The organism is Mesorhizobium sp. WSM4806 (genome assembly GCF_055811635.1).
Genome location: NZ_JBVVQZ010000002.1, coordinates 1 through 17940 on the forward strand (window position 1 = coordinate 1; position 17940 = coordinate 17940).

Sequence of the window (17940 nt, forward strand, 5' to 3'; positions counted from 1 at the left end):
TATCACCGCCGCCGTCACCATCGCCGTCACCATCGCCGTCACCATCGCCGTCACCATCGCCGTCGCCGTCGCCGTCACCATCGCCGTCACCATCGCCGTCGCCGTCACCGTCGCCGCCATTGCCGCCATTGCCGCCGCCGCTGCCGCCGTCACCATCGCCGCCATCGTTCAAGGCGGCGGTGATAAGGGCCGTGGTAACCGGCGGGCACATGTCGATTTGCGCGGCGGAAAGAATGCTGGTGCGGTTGGCTGCAATACAGCAAAGCGCGAAATTGGCTTCAGTGAGAGGTTGGCACTGTGCAGCCGCAAGCCGAGGACGTTGACTCTGCTGTGCGGTTGCCGGTGTGATCATTGCCACCGTGAAGGCAGCGGATGAAAGGAGCAGTATTCTTAGAATCGTGCTTGAGACGTCAGGGTACAGGTGCATTTTCTTCCTCCTTGAGGGAAAAAAAGGCGCTCCCGTCCCCTTTGGTTGCGCGAAGAGTCAATATTACCGACCATCGGTAACACTTTGTTAAGTATGGCAAACAATTTGTTCCTGCGCAATCGCGATTCTCAGGATTGATTTACCAACCCCCATAAGGATTATGACGACCCACCAAAAGGGGACACTCAGTGATTCGTTCAGCGGCGCTTCTCGCGGCGGCCATTTTGTTGGCCGGCTGCAGCAATCAAACAACTGGAACAGCAACGAAGATGGCCACGCAAGGCTACGCCTTTGCACCGGCCGCCTTCTACAAATTCTGCGCCAGCGATCCGGCGCTGTGCAGCACCCGCGGCAAGGTCAAAGCGGTCGAACTCACGCCGAGGCTGGAAGCGGAACTTGCGAGCGTGAACAAGTCGGTCAATCGCCGCATCAAGGAGAGAGGCGACAGAGACTCCGCAGGCCGAGCCGACGTCTGGGGCTTGCCGACCGGCGAAGGCGATTGCGAGGATTTCGCCATCCTCAAGAAAGCCGAGTTGTTGAAACGCGGGTGGCCCGCATCCGCCATGTTGCTGACCGTTGCAACGCTTGGCGGCGCAGGTCATACGGTCCTGACGGTGCGGACGAACCAGGGCGATCTGGTGCTGGACAACAGGACGGGCGCGATCAGGAATTGGTCACGGACGTCGTACCGTTATTTTGCTCGGCAGTCCCAGTCCGAAAACGGCAAGTGGACGCGGATAAGAACCTGACACCCGTGCCTTGATCGCCCCGCGTCGATTTCACTCGCCGATTTTCCCGGGGCGCAAACCAGGTCTATCTTCGATCTGGCGTCCTCAGCCCGGCGGTTGGCCGCGACCGTCACCAGTTCCAGTTCTGCGCGATAATGCGTCCACGCAGACGTCACGGCGGCCCGATCGTGGCCTAGTCAACCTCGATGCGCGCGTCACAGGACAGCGACAGCGTTCAATGCGGAAAGGAATGGCTTTCGACGACCCGCCAAATATCCTTGTTGATTGCGCTGATCGCCTGGATGGAGGCGCTGATCCGCTTCATCTCGGAATCGTCGAGCTCCTCGATCTTCCCATATTTGATTGCATCCTTGCTGTCGAAGATGCGCATGAGTTGCGTGCTCGCATGCGTTCCCGTTTCGTCGAACGAATAGATGCAGTGGCTGTATTTGTTGCGCAGCTTTCCCTGCCGGGTAAGCTGGCTGGCGATCTCCAGGACCTGGCGTCGGCATTCAACCGGTGTTCCCGCCATCTTCGCCAACCGCTCGACCAACTCGATCCGTGCACGCGTGGTGTTCAGCGTCAGGAAAATGACGATCGCAGTCTCCTTGTCTACTTTCGCCAGACCGGCAATCAGGTAAATCAGCAAGCTTTCTGTGTTGGTCCATGTGTAGTTCAATTGACCAACAAGCAGTAAAATCTCCTGGAAGCGTGGCATCGACCTGCTCACGTGAGAGTTGAGATCACCGGGCGATCCGCACCGGGAACCATTCCAGCGGCCGCAACCCGTCTGGCATGAAAAAGGGCTGCGGCTTCAGTCCTGTTGTGGGCGCCCAGCTTGTTGATGATGTTGTGCATGTGAATTTTGACGGTGTGTTCGGAAAGGCGAAGTGCGGCGGCTATGGTTTTGTTCTGAAGTCCCTGCGACGCCATCTCCAGGATCTGAATCTCTCGACATGTCAGTTGGCCAGACTCCTCGAGTGCGGCTTGCCGTTTGATGGCGGGCTTCGCTTCCTTCGCGTCGCTATGCGGCATGCCGTTGTTCAGGTACGGCTGAAACATGGCCAAGGGAAAATACTCGCCTCCGCGCAGCATGAGCCTGATCACGGAAAGCCACACATCCAGCTTCAGGTTCATGGGAAGCACGCCTCGCACCACTCGCGACGCAAAGACCTCATCGGGGGAAAGCGGCCTCCTGCCGTCGTCCTGCATCACAGCGGTCATGGCTGCCGGGTGGAAGCGGGCCAGCTGGGCGGAACAGGAATCGATCTCGCTCAGAAACACCGCATCGATCAGAATGAGGGAAACCGAAGGATCGAACGCAGCCCAGGTGGCGGACAGGTCGCGAACGCGCTCAGCCCCGATCCACGGGAATTCCCTTTCGACGGCATGCACCAGGCTATCGGAGATCGTGTCGTCAGGGGCGATGAACAGCAAGGTTCGTCGGGCCCAGGATTCTCTATCGGCTGTATCAGCTCGACCTCGTCCGCTCGCCTCCACCCCATCCACCCCATTCATGGCCCACCCCGTTACTAACACTCGCTAAAGGCCGGGAACCCCTAACCCGGACGACACACGTTAACGACTTCCTAACTCAAAAATAGGCGAAAAAATATAGTCCTGACGAGCTAGGCAATTGCTAGCGCAACCCGTGCTGGCAGCGGCGCGGCGCGCAACTGTCCGCCATTCACGATTGCTGCCGACCTAGTCACCGTCCAGGATTTAACCCTTCATGGCGAGCAGTTCGTCCCAAACGGGCTAGCTCCAACTATCAGCTTACAATTTACGGCTGACGGTCACAGACTTCCAATGTTCCGAATTGGGAGCTTGGGGAACATCCAGAGAGTCACGAGAGCAGCGAGCGACCGCACCGTTGGGCGGCGCAGGCGGAAACTCGTGCGCAACCTGGCTGCCTCGCTCCCCCGTCAAAGGGAGGTGACGCCATACAAACAGACGATGACCGGATCTCCGGCCTTAGTCCCCTAGGCGCAGGCGATCCAAAACCAACCACATGAAAACTTAACGGCCGCGAGCAGCCCAAGACCACGTCAGATTGAATGTGGTTCGGTTGTCGCGGCCTCTAACCGAGGGAACGACAATGACTACTCGCAACAGCAATAACTCCAACACCGGTTGGCAGTTCATCGGCGATGTCTCCGATGACGACACCACAATCGATATCGGAGGTGGCGATGCCAAGAGCGACGCCAGCGCCGACGCCAAATCCGACGCCAGCGCCGACGCCAAATCCGATGCCGATGCAAAATCCACCGCGGATTCCAAGAGCGACGCTGACGCCACCGGCGTCGGCGTAGGTGTGGGTGTCGGAGCAGGTATCGGCATTGGCGACGCTACGGCCAATTCGACCAGCAACAACACCAACAATAACGGCAATAACAATAGCAATTCGAGCAGCAACAACAATAACAACAACAACACCAACACCAACAACGTTAACACCAATGTTAACGCCAGTGTTAGCGCCAGCGCGACGTCGGACGGAAAGCAGGACGACGATTTCGCTGACCTCGACGACGTGAATGTCGGCCTCGGCGGCGTCATGATGTTCAGCCGCGACGGCGACATCAGCTTCGATCCGGGCGATGACGTTAGCTTCTCGGACGTCCTGAACGGCGCGTTTGCCGGGGCTGGCAATGGCCACAGCGCCACCATCATCAACCAGACCGGCGACATGAAGGACAACGACTATCTCGGCAGCGCGACGGTCCAGAATAACGGCTACTTCGGCAACAAGGGCGACGCCAAGGGTGGTTACGCCAAGTCCGAGGAAGGCATTGATGCCGGCGGCGACGGCGGCCATGCTGGCGATTCGGTCGCTTTCGGTGGCTTCGGCGCCAAGGGCGGCGATGCCGATACCGGCAGCGCCAAGGGCGGCGATGCCAAGGGCGGCGGTGTGGCGGTGAGCGTGCCGATTGTCGTCGGCTCCGCTGACGCCAAATCAGACGGTGGCAGCGCTTATGGCGGCGACGCCGTGCCGATCGCGGTTAGCGGCGACGCCAAGGGCGGCGACGCGACCGGCGTGGCTGTCGGCGCAGGCCTCGGCGGTGACGGCAAGGGCGGCGACGGCGACAGCGGCGAAGCCTATGGCGGCTACAGCGGCGACGCCAAGGGCGGCGACGGCGGCGACGGCGTCGGGCTCGGTCTGGGCCTCGGCCTGGGCGTCGGCGTCGGCGGCGACTCCAAGGCCGACGGCGGCGATTCCGACGCCAAGGGCGGCGATGCTGGCGCGCTTGGCTTTGCCGACGCCAAGGGCGGCGACGGCGGGTCCGGCGGCAATGGCGGCAACGGCGGCAACTCGACCGCGGTACCTGTCGCCCTGGCGCTGATGGACGATGCCGAGGCTGGCAGCGACAACGATCCCTGGGGTGGGAACAAAAGCAATGACAACGTCGCCGTAGCTATCCCGATCGCCGCGAATGGCGACACCGATGCCGGTAACACCGGTGGTGGCGGCGGCGGCGGCGGCGGCGGCGGTGGCGGCGGCGCGAATGCCGGCAACTTCGCCGATGTCGATGGCGGTGCTGCAAGCTCGATTGGCGGCGGCGCAGGCTCGACCGGCGGCGCTGGCTCGGGTTCCGGCTCCGGCACTGGCTCTGGCTCTGGCGTCGGTGGCGCCGGCGGCGGCGCGACTAGCGGTGCGGGTGGGGCTGGCACGAGCGGCGACGCAACCGGCGGTGCCGGCAGCGGCGGAGCCGGCAGCGGCGTGGCGAGCAACATCAACACCGGTGGCGCAGCCACCAGCGGTGCGGCCACGGCCGGCGACGCGACTGGCGGCGATGCGACCGGCGGCGCTTCGACGGCGACCGGTGGAACGGGCGCAGTTGCTCTCAGCGGCGCTTGGGCTGACGGAGCGGACGGTGGCTATGCCTGGAGCGGCGACGCCACCGGCGGTGCTGGTGGCAACGGCGGCGCAGCGACTGCGACCGGCGGCGCGGCTGGCGATGGCGGCGGCGGCGGCAGCTGGGGGTCGAATATCGGCCACGACCAGCACATTGAAGCCATAAGCCAGGCCAACGCCAATGGCACCATCGACATGAACGGCTTCAACCAGCAGATCGTGATGGGCGCCAACCTGCAAGGCCACTCGGTCGACATGACTGTAGTGGGCGGCAACCTCACCAGCTCGGTGGTTGGCGAAGACGACGCGACATAACTGGCGTGGCCGGTCTCGCCGAGCGAGACCTGCAAAAAAAGGGGCTGCGCGGGGGAAAACCCCGCGCAGTCTTCCCAACCAGAGAAGAGAAGCGCGACCCGGCAAGGGCGCGGATGATCTCGAAAACCGGAGGAAACTTCCGTGTATATGGACAAGATCACCGAGGCGATCAGCCACTTTGTGGGACTCTTTGAAATCACACTGGAGCAAGCCCGTCTCAGGAAAGCCTATGACGAATTCAAGGCGGCCCAGGCGGTCGAGGAAGAAACGCCGGAGCTTGTCAGTCAAACGGTCAACGTCGACGCAGGATACGATCTGGAGGATTTCGTTCCCTCCATCGAGTATTCGCCAGTTCCACCCAAACTTGTCCTGACGACACCCTGGTCGGATTTCCAATTCGTTCCTCCAGACATCCCCGCGATCCCGCAGCCGGACGTCGCCTATCCAGGTTTCCTGTTCCACCCGGACGCGCCGCCGATGGGGAGTGCGCCTTCACGCCTGATCCTGCCCCAGATCGAGCCCCCTGGCTCGGTGGCGGTCTTTGTCAATCAGGAGCTTCGGCTCTCCGATAACGACTATGTAGGCGCTGGCGGACATGGCCTGAAATTCTCTCCCGCAGCAGCGGACCATGCTGCCGAAATGGCGACCTTGCTGGGCGCGGCGGCGGATCTGTCGCCGATCGACGATCTGGAAATGCCGGGTTCGTCCGAGGAGATAGTGGCTGTCATCAAGACAGCCGGCGAACGGCTCAACGGCTATGCGGAGGAAACGGATGGCGAAGCCGATGTTTTCGTCGTCAAGGCCGACGTCATCGAAGGCACTTACGTCAATGGGCAGTCCGTCGACGAAGCGCCCAAGCTCGACGATCACCTCCCGGAGAAGCACCGTCGAGCCGATGAGGAAGAGGACGAGGAAGAAGAGGCCGAGCAACCCTCCTACACGCCTGGGTCCGGCAGCATCGACATCGATGTTTCGGTCGAGCTGGAAGCCGGCGGCAATCTCCTCGTCAACAGCGTGGCGATGGCCAACAATTGGCTGCAGTCGCCGGTTTGCGCGGTGATGGGCGACCATGTCGAACTCAACGCGATCATTCAGATCAATGTCGCGTGCGACAGCGACCTCGTCAGTTCCTCCATCAACGGTTGGGGCCTGAACGCCACCGATCCGACCCAAGGCTTCAATATCGCGATGTTCAAGCGCATCGATCCGTCGGCGGAAGCTGCGGCGTCGCAGGCCAAGCAGGGTGACTTTCCCAAGCACTGGGTTGTCACCGAGGTCGAAGGCGACCTGCTCATCATGAACTGGATCCAGCAATACGCCTTCATGATGGACAATGACGTTTCCGTCCTGTCGTCATCGGGAGTCAAGACGCTGGTGACAGCCGGCGGCAACACGGCGGCTAACGACATTTCGCTGGACGAACTGGGCTTCAATTACGACCTGATCGTCGTCGGCGGAAGCATTTATGACGCCAACATCATCCATCAGTTGAACGTGCTCCTGGACAACGACCTGATCGGCGCGGTCGATGGTTTCCAGACAACCGGCGAAGGCGCGGCCTCCACCAGCGACAATCTGCTTTGGAATCAGGCCAACATCGTCAATTACGGCGCCGGCGATCGCTTCGAGGCGATGTCTGAAGCTTATCGCAAGGCGTGTGAAAGCCTGCAGAACGGCAAGGGTGACGTTTCCGACATACTGAACGATGGCGCATTCGCGGGCATCGGCGCGATCCGGGTGCTCTACATCTCCGGCGACATCCTCAATCTGCAATACGTTAAACAGACCACCATTCTTGGTGACAGCGATCAGGTGGCGCTGGCCATGAATGCGCTGGGGCATCCGGAGGCGGACTGGACAATTTCGACGGGAACCAACTCGCTGGTCAATTATGCCTACATTGCCGACGTGGATTCCACCGGCAAGACCTATGTCGGCGGCGGCATCTATTCGGACGAGATCCTCATCCAGGCGGAGCTGATTTCCACCGGCCCCGATCTCGGCGGCCAGAATCCCGACGTGCTGGTGAATGAAGCGGTCGCTTTCCTCGATGACGACATGCTGGCGCCGGAAGCCTCTCAAAACGTGGCGTATCCCTCGCTCGTGCCTGAGACCTATTCCGATCCGATGCAAAGCGTTCTCGCGTGATTTTCGAACCGGGGTGGCAGCAATGACCGAAGATCGCGATCAAACCGGGCGCGCTTTCGCCCAGGAACCAGAATGGGATCGGCCGGATGACGGCGACGAAGCAGTCGGGCGAAGCGCCGCCGAACCGATCGCACAGTCTTTGTTTCGTCACAGCAGGGCGGTCGATCGTTCGGTGGAAAAACTGGACGATGTCGTTGCCGAATTGTGGCGCATAGTGGACGCCCGGCCAGCCGAAACGCCGACATCGCTTCGCGACGCGACGCCAGCCAAGGTCACCGAACAAGCGCGCCCTTCAACCGCGCCTTTACCTGGTGATAGAAGCGCTCAGCAACGCGAGGTGCAACCTCCCTCCCCGCAAGCAAAAGCGCCTTCGGCTCCGTCGCCAGCCACGCCCACTGCTCCAGCCGCAGACAGCATGAGAAGGCCCGACCCCATCCGGCCACCGAGCCCTCGGATCTCCGAGTTGGCACAGCGCGCCGTAGCGCCAATGGAAGAACCGGCGCGCAGGCCCGGGCCGGAAATACTGGAACGGAAGACGCCGAACGCACCGAAGGACCCACCCGCCAAGCAGGACCAGCCGAGCGCGCGAGGAGGCGAGCCGCCCACTCAGGAGATCCGGCCACCAAGCCCTCGGATCTCCGAGCCGGCCCAGCGCGCCGTACCACCAAAGGAAGAGCCCGCGCGCAAGCCCGAGCCGGAAATACTGGAACGGAAGACGCCGAACGCGCCGAAGGACGCGCCCGGCAAGCAGGACCAGCCGAGCGCGCGAGGAGGCGAGCCGCCCACGCAGGAGATCCGGCCACCGAGCCCTCGGATCCCCGAGCCGGCCCAGCGCGCCGTACCACCAAAGGAAGAACCCGCGCGCAAGCCCGAGCCGGAAATATTGGAACGGAAGACGCCGAACGCGCCGAAGGACGCGCCCGGCAAGCAGGACCAGCCGAGCGCGCGAGTAGAGCCGCCCACGCAGGAGATGAAGAACAAGCCGGTTCTGCCCGGCGTGACAATCGAGGGCGACCGCGGTCCCTTGCTTGCCCGGGAAGTGCCTGGCGGCGGTGGTCCGACCGGAACCGGCAAGGGGAGCGGCGGCGGCAATGGCGGCGGCGGCGGCGCGTTCCACAAGCGTCTCGGCCCAGTCGATCTCTCGGCAAGCCTCACAGCCGGCCTTCGCGCGGTCAAGAAGAACCTCATCGCGGTGATGATCTTCACGATCGCGACCAACGTGCTGGTGCTTGCGATACCAGTCTACCTCTTCCAGATTTCGGATCGCGTCCTGACGAGCCGCTCGGTCGACACCCTGGTGATGCTGACGATCGTGATCGTCGGCGCAGTCATCCTGCAGTCGGTATTTGACGCCATCCGGCGCTTCATCCTAATGCGCACAGCGGTCGAGGTCGCCGCGCAATTGGGCGGACCAATCCTCAGCGCAGCCGCCAGGGCTTCACTGCACAGCAACGGGCGCGAATATCAGACGCTGGGGGATCTTCAGCAGCTGCGTACGTTTCTGGTGTCCGGCACGTTGCTGTCTCTTCTCGACGCGCCGATGGCCCCGTTGTTCATGCTGGCGATATTCCTGATCCACCCCGACCTCGGCTTTATCGTCGTGGCTACGGCGCTGATGCTGCTGGCCATCACGCTCGCCAACCAGCGCGCAACCGCCAAGCCGTTCGGCGAGGCCAACACAAGCCAAACGAAAGCCAACCTCCACGTCGACTCGATGTCGCGCAACTCGCAGATCATCAACGCGCTTGCGATGATCCCGGAAGCCGTGTGGATCTGGGGCAAGGATACCGGCAACTCGCTCAAATGGCAGGTCATAGCTCAGGACCGAAACATAGCCTTTGCTTCCCTTTCCAAGGGCGTCCGGCTGCTGACCCAGGTCGTGATGCTCGGCTGGGGCGCCTATCTGGCCATCGAAGGCTCGGTCACAGGCGGCATGGTCATCGCCGCGTCAATCATTGCCGGTCGCGCGCTTGGCCCGATCGAGGGCGCGATTGAAGGGTGGAACCAGGTTGTGCAGTCACGCGCCGCCTTTGGCCGCATCAGTGCGCTGCTGAAGGAATCCCCGCTGAACTTCGAACGTCTGAAGCTGCCGCGTCCGGAAGGGCGCCTCGATGTCGAGCGGCTGCTGTTCGTGCCGCAAGGAACCAAACGAGTCGTGCTCAATGGCATCGGCTTTGGCCTGGAGGCCGGAGACTCGCTTGCGATCATCGGCAATTCGGGCGCCGGTAAAACGACCCTGGGCAAAATGCTCGTCGGCTCGATCCTTCCAACTTCGGGAAGCGTGCGGCTCGACCTGATGGACCTGCGGAACTGGGATCAGCGGCAATTTGGTGAAAGCATCGGCTACCTTCCCCAGGACGTGCAGCTTTTCCCGGGGTCGATCAAGGCGAACATCGCCAGAATGCGCGAGGACGTCGACGATGGCGCAATCTACGAAGCCGCCAAGCTGGCCGACGTTCACGAACTGATCGCCTCGCTTCCGCATGGCTACGAGACCTTCGTCGCCGCCGATGGCTCGCCGCTTTCTGGCGGGCAGAAGCAGCGGATCGCGTTGGCGCGCGCCTTTTTCGGCAGCCCGAAATTGGTGGTCCTCGACGAGCCGAATTCGAACCTCGACACCGCTGGCGAGTTGGCTTTGTCGCGCGCTCTACAGCAAGCCAAAGAGCAAAAGATCACGATGGTCACGATCACGCAGCGGCCTGCTTTGCTGCAGACCGTGGATAAGATCCTGGTGCTCGTCAACGGCACCGTGGCTCTTTTCGGGATGCGTCGGGACGTGCTCCAGGCTTTGGCGGCGCGCGGCATGAGCCTCGATGGCGGCCATTTTGCCAATATTCAGGTCAAATGAGAGAGAGCGGCCGTGAAGGAAATAGCCAAGATCGAAGACGCTCAATGGTATGGCGCCGTTCCGCGTTCCATTTGGAAGCAGACGACCGCCGGATTGCTGCTGATGGCCGTCACCTTCGGCGGATTTGGCACCTGGGCATTCACGGCACCGCTCGCAGCCGCGATCGTCGCGCAAGGAAGCTTCGTGGCCACTGGGCAGAACAAGATCATCCAGCACCTCGAAGGGGGTATCATCAAGCAGCTTCTGGTTAGCGAAGGCGACCATGTCGTAACCAATCAGCCTTTGGTGCTGCTCGACGAAACGGCCGCGCGGGCAAAGGAACGGCAGTTGTTCTTCCGCCAGGCGCGCCTTGAAGCGATCGTGGCGCGCTTGACCGCCGAGGTGCACGGGGCGGAGACTATACAGTTCCCGGCCACAATAACCGAAAATCGCGACAACCCGGAAATTGCTTCGATCGTGCATAGCCAGCGTCTCAACTTCGAGGGCTCGCGCACCAAAATGAGCAGCGAGATCCGATTGCTCGACCAGAACATCGGCGCCCTGAAGTTCCGGGCGGGCGGTTATGAGCAGTTGCTGAAAGCGGTCACGATACAGCTCGGTCTGCTACGCGAGGAGTATACCGGCAAGAAGACCCTGCTCGACCAAGGATTGATCCGCGCGACCGAGATCAAGGCGATTCAGCGCGCCATAGCAGATGCCGAAGGGCAGATGGGGCGGCTCTCAGCCGAGATATCCGAGACCGGCGCCCAGGTCATCAAGCACGAACAGGAGATGCGGCAGACAGAAAACGCCTACCGCCAGGCGGCGCTCGACGAGCTCGAGGGCGTTGAAACCGAACTGGACAGCATCCGTGAACAGTCCCGCGAGGCGCAAAACGTGCTGCGCCGAGCGACGATCAATGCGCCGGTTTCGGGCACTGTCGTGCGGTTATTCTACCACACGTCCGGCGGCGTGATCGAGAGCGGCAAGAGCATCATGGAGATCTTGCCGGCGAATGTGCCGCTTATCATAGAAGCGCAGGTGCCTCGCACCGAGATCGACAATGTCAAGGTCGGACAAAAGGCGACGGTACGGCTGGTCGCGCTCAACGCGCGCACGACGCCGGTTCTGAACGGCGAAGTTTACTACGTCTCGGCCGACTCGCTCCCCGACGCCTCCGGCCCGACCGCAAAGGAGGTTTATCTGGCGCGCGTCAACCTCCCAGTCAGCGAACTGGCTCGCGTGCCTGGATTTGTTCCGACGCCAGGCATGCCCGCTGAAATTCTCATCCAGACGGCGGAGCGGACCTTTTTCAGCTACCTGTCCAAGCCGATCAAGGACAGCATGGCTAGGGCATTTAATGAGCGCTGACCGTAGAGGCGGGGGGTAAGTATGCAGATCGACGTCTTGACACGCCCACAAGAACTGAACGGGCTTCGCGACAACTGGGACGACCTCTACGCCAGGGATCCCGACGCGCATTTCTTCGTCTCGTGGGACTTTCTTTCCCACTATCTTCGACGCTTCGACGGTGAATGGTTCATTTTGGCGGCACGCAAGGGGCCGCCGGGCTCTCCCTATGTCGCGCTTCTGCCGCTCCGGCTGCGCACCAGCATGAGGAAAAAAACCGGCGAAATCTACCATGAAGTGTATATGGGGGGAAACCTTGCAGCCGATTATACCGGCATCCTCTGCGCGCCGGAATACGCCTACCGGGCAATCGCGGTTTTCGCGAAGCATCTGAAGACGATGCATTGGGCCAGCCTGCATCTGGAAAACCTGCGGATGTCGGAACGCAGGATAGGCTGGCTGATGGAGCAGCTTTCCGACAATCGGCTGACGATGCGTCGAATGAGGCGCGTCAACCAGGTTGACAATGTTGACAACTGCATATGCCCGGCGATCGACCTCCCGTCCTCATGGGAAGATTATCTTCTGCACAATCTCAGCGCTAACACCCGCCAAAAGATGCGGAGATTTCTCCGGAAGCTGGAGAACTCTGACGAGTTTCGCATAACGCATGCCGACGCCTCTACCATCGAGCGCGATGTCGACATCCTGCTCGAGTTCTGGCGCATCAAGTGGACGCCGCGAAAGGGGAATCTCGTTCCCGGCCTGGTCAAGAGCAACCGACTGCTTTTCAGGCAAGCTTTCGAACGGGGCACGCTGTTTGTGCCTGTGCTTTGGCACGGCGACCGGCCCTTGAGCGCTCTCGCGATCTTCCTCGATCCGGTCAAGAAGAGCATGCTGTTCCACATGGTCGGGCGCGACGAGACGGCCGACATGCTGCCGTCGGGACTGGTCCTGCACGGTTATTGCATCCGCCGCGCGATCGAGAACGGTTTCCGGACATATGATTTCCTGCGCGGCAACGAACTTTACAAATATTCCTTCGGCACCCACGAAACCGTCCTCAACTGCACTCTTGTGCGAACCAAAACCGGCCGGAACCTTGGCGATCAGCTGGACAGGCGATCCTTGGTCGGCGCGTTGCAGCAGGCGGCCGGCCTCCACAAGAAGGGTTGGGTCATCCAGGCCGAAAACATCTATCGCCAGATCCTGAACACCGAGCCGACGCATGATCAGGCTCTGTACGGACTCGGTCACGTTCTGGGCACCAAGGGCGATCACCGTCAGGCTGCGGAATGCTTCGGCGCGCTTGCAGCCATGTCGCCGCAATCTGTAAACGCCTGGCTTTGCCTGGGCATTGCCCAGCAGTCGCTAAACGACCACTCCGCAGCCATCGAGTCGTTTGGGCGAGCAACGGACCTCAATCCAGGCCTCATTCTGGCGCGTTATGCCCTGGGCCGCAGCCTTCTCGCCCTGCAGCGGACGGATGAGGCGGCCCAGGCTTTCACTCTGGTCCTCGAGAATGGATCGCCCGCCGCCGCGGAAACCGCCCTGCGCGCCAAGGCCCGGCGACAATTGCAGCAGTTGAGGACAGCCAAGCCGCTCTACATTCTAAAGAAACCTGAGCGCGAGAAGCCCGTCATCCAGCCGTCGCTGCCGCTGGGGCTGACCACTCTGCTCACGGTTGCGCGGCCGGCAACCGTAAGCCGCTCCACCTCTTCTGTCACTTGACGGGGGCTTCGTTGTCTGCCTGCCGCTGCAAGTCGCTCAAACGACTCGTGCCGCCTCCTCAGAAGCCGATTGAGGCCAGCGCTGTAGCGCAGCACGGCCAACGTCGGTAAGCGCATAAACGCCGCGCTCGGCCCTGGCGAACCAGCCATAGACATTGTGAAGCAGGATATTGGCGGCGCGTGGCGAAATGGTTTTCAGATCGCGCGGGCGTTTTGGGCCGTCGACCATGGCAGCGGCGCAGGCCAGCGCGTCCTGCCGGTAAGCGGTCATGACCGGCGTACGCGAGCCGCCGCCGACTACAGGGTCGCCGCGCCGGCGCCGATGCTCGTCCACCAGGCGCGATCTTCGCCTCGGGTCTCGCCGGGGCGGCAAGGCGGCCGGACTGAGCAGCAATTCGACGTTGCCGGCGGAGCCAACCCCGAGAAGGCCGAAGCCGAGCCGCCGGCACAGCGCACGGAACCGGCGATCGTGCTCGCGGCCCTTGCCTCGACTTGACATCCTCGCCGCGAGCCAGACCTCATCGCATGACGCAGCACGGTCAACACCTTGAAGAATGAGTTCGAGGTTGAACTGCAGCTTCAATTCGCAGATGACGAGCACGGGCGGCTCGCCGTCACGCAGTCCAACGACGTCGCAGCCGCCAACCTCGCCTTTGACAGTGAAGTCCAGACTCTCAAGAAACCGCTTCACCGGCATGTAAAGAGACGTTTCCTGCATGCGCGACGCATAGCCGATTCGTGGCTGGTTGGCACAGCATCACCGACAGGCGTTGCCACCGAGGGCAAGCTATGCATCAAGCAATTTGCTGGGACTTGCCCGCTCGGCGTTAAGCCCTCAGCCCCCTCGCCTCGCCTCCGCGCTTGCGCGGAACCATCATATCCCTGGCCAGCAGGCGGCTCACCCGGCAGAATGCCATGAACGCCCGGCAAGCCTCCTCGGTCTCGATCAGGTCGACGGTGGCGCCGAAGCAGGCGTTGAACGCAGCCTGATAGACTGGGCCCTGGCGGCGAACCGGCCAGCCTTGCAGGAAATCCAGCGCCTGTTCGACGCTGTATATTTCCTCGACTGGCAGGCCAGCCGCGGTCGTGATGCGCACCGGCACCTCGAATTGCAATCTGTCCATTCCTGTCTCGCCAGAACGCGGTCCCGCGGCAACGCCGCTCGTCGCAAAAAGTTGCTTTGACCGGCTTTCCGCTCAGGCCCACATCTTGTTCAGAAATATGTCGTCAGTGCGGACGAACGGCCCGGCATGGGGCCGGACACGCACAAGATGAAGCCGCAAAGCGTGAATATCGCCGGCTTGAGCCCAATCGCCGGCAGTTCGTCCTTGAACCTGGCGCCGTCCGGTGCCAAATCTGAGGGACTTTTCTCGCGGGCTCAACAGAGGCCCTTTCACCCGGCAAGACGGACACAATGGTCACCTATCTCGAAGCCGCCACGGCACCGCTCAGAAACACCGGCCAGATCCGCCTCTATGGCGAAGAAGGCTTTGCCGGCATGCGCAAGGCCTGCGATCTCACCGCGCGCTGCCTCGACGAACTGGTGTCGATCGTCGCGCCGGGCGTCACCACCGAAACCATCGACCGCTTCGTCTTCGAGTTTGGCATGGATCACGGCGCATTGCCGGCGACGCTCAACTATCGCGGCTACACCAAGTCGTCCTGCACCTCGATCAACCACGTCGTCTGCCATGGCATCCCCGACAGCAAGCCGTTGAAGGACGGCGACATCGTCAACATCGATGTCACTTACATCCTCGATGGCTGGCATGGCGATTCCTCGCGCATGTATCCGGTGGGCACGATCAAGCGCGCCGCCGAGCGCCTGCTCGAGGTCACGCATGAATGCCTGATGCGCGGCATCGCCGCGATCAGGCCCGGCGCCCGCACCGGCGCCATCGGCGCCGCCATCCAGACCTATGCCGAAGCCGAGCGCTGCTCGGTGGTGCGCGATTTCTGCGGCCACGGCGTCGGCCAGCTCTTTCACGATGCGCCGAACATCCTGCACTATGGCAGCGCCAGCGAGGGCGTCGAGATGCGGCCGGGCATGATCTTCACCGTCGAACCGATGATCAATCTCGGGCGGCCGCACGTAAAAGTGCTGTCGGATGGCTGGACGGCGGTGACACGCGACCGCTCGCTGTCGGCGCAGTACGAGCACACGATCGGCGTCACCGAGATCGGATGCGAGATTTTCACGCTGTCGCCAAAAAACCTCGACCGCCCCGGCCTGCCAGCATAGTGTTTGCGCGAGGGCCGGATCTTTCCGGTCAAGAAAATGCGGGCGGCCTATGGGAAAGACCAGCGACGATGACGAACGGATCTTCTTTCCCGAAACACCGATAAAACCGCTCGCGAAAGCCAATTCGGTCGATAAGTCGCCCGAAAAGCCGCACTATCTTGGCCATCGCGACCGCTTGCGCCAACGGTTTGCGGCCGGTTCCGACGCCCTCCCCGACTACGAATTGCTGGAGCTCTTGCTGTTTCGCCTGATCCCCCGCGCCGACACCAAGCCCGTCGCCAAGGCATTGCTGGCACGCTTCGGCACGCTGGCCGAGGTGCTTGGCGCGCCGGTCGCGCGGCTTGAGGAGGTCAGCGGTATCGGTCCGGCAGTGGCACTCGATCTGAAGATCGTTGCCGCGGCCGCCCAACGCGCGGCACGCAGCGAGATAAAAGGCCGCGAGGTCCTGTCGTCCTGGACGCAGGTTCTCGGATACTGCCGGTCGGTCATGGCTTTCGAGGAGCGCGAGCAGTTCCGCATTCTGTTTCTCGACAAGAAGAACGCGCTGATCGCCGACGAGGTGCAGCAGGTCGGCACCGTCGACCACACGCCGGTCTATCCGCGCGAAGTGGTCAAGCGCGCGCTCGAACTCTCCGCCACCGCGATCATTCTGGCGCACAACCATCCGTCAGGCGACCCGACGCCGTCGCGCGCCGACATCGAGATGACCAAGCTGGTCATCGAGACGGCCAAACCGCTCGGCATCGCCGTCCACGATCACATCATCATCGGCAAGAAGGGTCATGCCAGCATGAAGGGCCTGCTGCTGATCTGACGCCCTGTTTGGACAAGCATCGGCCCCAAAAGCGCCCTGTCTCGTGTCATGACACGCCAGGCAGCGACGGGCGTGCCGCGACAGCGCGACCTCCGACCGCGACGGCGAGCGCGACGACAATCAGTATTGCCGCGACCGCAAACGTGATCCGCATACCGGTGGCGACGGCGTCGGGCCGCGCCGTTGCGATGTCGATAGCCTCTGACGCGAATGCGAACACGGCGCCCATGACGGATGCGCCGGTGATGAGCCCGAGATTGCGCGACAAATTGAGCAAGCCGGAAATGACGCCCCGCTGGTCCGGGCGGATATCCGACATGACAGCGGTGTTGTTTGCCGTTTGAAACAGCGCATAGCCAGATGTGATGACGGCGATCGGGGCGATGTAGCCAGGGATGCCCGATATTGCCGGCATCACGGATAGAATGAAGCAACCGGCGGCTATCGCGATAAGCCCAATGACGGTCATGCGCCCAGCGCCAAAACGGTCGGCTATGCGACCAGCCGGCACACCTGTCAGCGCGGCGACAAGCGGACCGACCGACATGACGATGCCAACAACAGCGGCGTCGAGCCCGAGCGCACGAGACAGATAGAACGGCCCGACCACCAGTGTCGCCATCATCACCGTCGCCACGAGCGCGCTCGTGGCGAGGCTCGCGCTCAACGTCGTATTGCCGAAAGCGGCCAATCGGATCAAAGGCGACGCCACTCTCGCCTCGACAAGCACAAACAAACCGGCCGCGAAGACTGCAGCCACGAATAGAGCCAGGTTGAGCTGACCAAAACTGCCACGCCCGATCGTCATCGCGAGCGCATAGGCGCCAAGCGTCAGGGCAAGCAGCAGCGTGCGGACAACGTCGAAGCCGGCCCGATCTGTCTTCGGCTCCCGGCGATCAGCCGGCAGATAGCGGTAGGCGAGACAAAATGCCAGCAAGCCCAGTGGCACGTTGACGAGGAAGATCGCCCGCCAACCGGCTCCGGCAATCAGCAGACCGCCGAGCGAGGGACCGAGAGCGGTGCCGATCGCCGACATCGTTCCGAGCAGCCCCATCGCGCTGCCGGTCCTTGCCTTCGGCACCGTCTCACCGACAAAAGCCATGGTCAGGGTCATCATGATGGCCGCCGCCAAGCCCTGGGCCGCCCGGGCTGCAATCAGCAGCCAGAGCGTCGGCGCGACGCCACACAGGACCGAGGCCACCGTAAACAGGAACAGCCCGGCCAGCAACAGCCGCCGGCGACCGGTGATGTCACCTAGTCGCCCGACGCTGACGATCAGGGTGGTGATGGCGAGGAGGTAAGCCAGCACGATCCACTGGACCTCCTGGAACGAGGCGTCGAACGCCTGCGTCAACGTCGGCAAGGCGACATTGGCGATGCTGATGCCGAGCGAGGACAGCAACATCGATAGCGAAAGGCCGGCGAGCGCCCACCGAACCGCAGGTGCCCGTTCTGGATTTTCGGCGACTGCCCGTCCTGCATCGATTGGCTTCAACATGA

The 17940-nt window shown here is 62.2% G+C and carries 14 protein-coding genes; 9 read left to right on the forward strand and 5 right to left on the reverse strand.

Going from position 1 to position 17940, the window contains the following annotated elements; genetic code table 11:
* Together AC0L2M_RS02640 and AC0L2M_RS02645 are read left to right on the forward strand one after the other, a co-directional pair.
* On the forward strand, positions 1-376 hold a 376-nt coding region (locus tag AC0L2M_RS02640; RefSeq protein ID WP_473533953.1), incomplete at its 5' end, for a hypothetical protein.
* A 272-nt stretch (positions 377-648) separates the two neighbouring features.
* A complete protein-coding gene (locus tag AC0L2M_RS02645; RefSeq protein WP_236389063.1) occupies positions 649-1176 on the forward strand; it encodes a transglutaminase-like cysteine peptidase in 528 nt (175 codons plus the stop codon).
* A 214-nt stretch (positions 1177-1390) separates the two neighbouring features.
* On the opposite strand, the gene AC0L2M_RS02650 is transcribed toward AC0L2M_RS02645, so the two are convergent.
* Together AC0L2M_RS02650 and AC0L2M_RS02655 are read right to left on the reverse strand one after the other, a co-directional pair.
* Entirely contained in the window at positions 1391-1873 is a 483-nt protein-coding gene (locus tag AC0L2M_RS02650) for a hypothetical protein (protein ID WP_287068788.1), read from the reverse strand.
* 8 nt (positions 1874-1881) lie between these two features.
* Positions 1882-2592: a helix-turn-helix transcriptional regulator gene (locus AC0L2M_RS02655; RefSeq protein ID WP_473533954.1), complete on the reverse strand. Its 711-nt coding sequence runs from the start codon at positions 2590-2592 to the stop codon at positions 1882-1884.
* A 661-nt stretch (positions 2593-3253) separates the two neighbouring features.
* Here AC0L2M_RS02655 and AC0L2M_RS02660 point away from each other — a divergent pair.
* The 5 genes from AC0L2M_RS02660 (at position 3254) to AC0L2M_RS02680 (ending at position 13385) form a co-directional block, all read left to right on the forward strand.
* Positions 3254-5329: a hypothetical protein gene (locus AC0L2M_RS02660; RefSeq protein WP_473533955.1), complete on the forward strand. Its 2076-nt coding sequence runs from the start codon at positions 3254-3256 to the stop codon at positions 5327-5329.
* Positions 5330-5476: 147 nt separating this feature from the next.
* Complete coding sequence (locus AC0L2M_RS02665) at positions 5477-7477, forward strand: type I secretion protein (protein WP_473534267.1); 2001 nt, start codon at positions 5477-5479, stop codon at positions 7475-7477.
* 700 nt (positions 7478-8177) lie between these two features.
* Entirely contained in the window at positions 8178-10325 is a 2148-nt protein-coding gene (locus AC0L2M_RS02670) for a type I secretion system permease/ATPase (protein ID WP_473534268.1), read from the forward strand.
* Between the two features lie 12 nt (positions 10326-10337).
* Positions 10338-11675 carry an HlyD family type I secretion periplasmic adaptor subunit gene (locus AC0L2M_RS02675; RefSeq protein WP_287242083.1) on the forward strand — a complete coding sequence of 446 codons (1338 nt, stop codon included), beginning with the start codon at positions 10338-10340 and terminating at the stop codon, positions 11673-11675.
* Between the two features lie 21 nt (positions 11676-11696).
* Entirely contained in the window at positions 11697-13385 is a 1689-nt protein-coding gene (locus tag AC0L2M_RS02680) for a GNAT family N-acetyltransferase (protein WP_473533956.1), read from the forward strand.
* A gap of 36 nt (positions 13386-13421) precedes the next feature.
* On the opposite strand, the gene AC0L2M_RS02685 is transcribed toward AC0L2M_RS02680, so the two are convergent.
* Positions 13422-14102: a DUF2161 domain-containing phosphodiesterase gene (locus AC0L2M_RS02685; RefSeq protein WP_473533957.1), complete on the reverse strand. Its 681-nt coding sequence runs from the start codon at positions 14100-14102 to the stop codon at positions 13422-13424.
* 109 nt (positions 14103-14211) lie between these two features.
* On the reverse strand, positions 14212-14508 hold the full coding sequence (locus AC0L2M_RS02690) for a DUF982 domain-containing protein (RefSeq protein ID WP_128176546.1): 297 nt from the start codon (positions 14506-14508) through the stop codon (positions 14212-14214).
* Between the two features lie 290 nt (positions 14509-14798).
* On the opposite strand from AC0L2M_RS02690, the gene map reads away from it, so the two are divergent.
* Both map and radC read left to right on the forward strand, forming a co-directional pair.
* Complete coding sequence (gene map / locus AC0L2M_RS02695; RefSeq protein ID WP_473533958.1) at positions 14799-15626, forward strand: type I methionyl aminopeptidase; 828 nt, start codon at positions 14799-14801, stop codon at positions 15624-15626.
* A 49-nt stretch (positions 15627-15675) separates the two neighbouring features.
* Positions 15676-16440, forward strand: a complete 765-nt coding sequence (radC, locus tag AC0L2M_RS02700; RefSeq protein ID WP_023802539.1) for a RadC family protein — start codon at positions 15676-15678, stop codon at positions 16438-16440.
* Between the two features lie 46 nt (positions 16441-16486).
* Here the strand turns inward: radC and AC0L2M_RS02705 are convergent, their stop codons facing one another.
* The gene (locus AC0L2M_RS02705; protein WP_473533959.1) at positions 16487-17938 is read right to left on the reverse strand and encodes an MFS transporter; all 1452 of its coding nucleotides are present in this window, start codon (positions 17936-17938) and stop codon (positions 16487-16489) included.
* Positions 17939-17940: the final 2 nt, after the last annotated feature.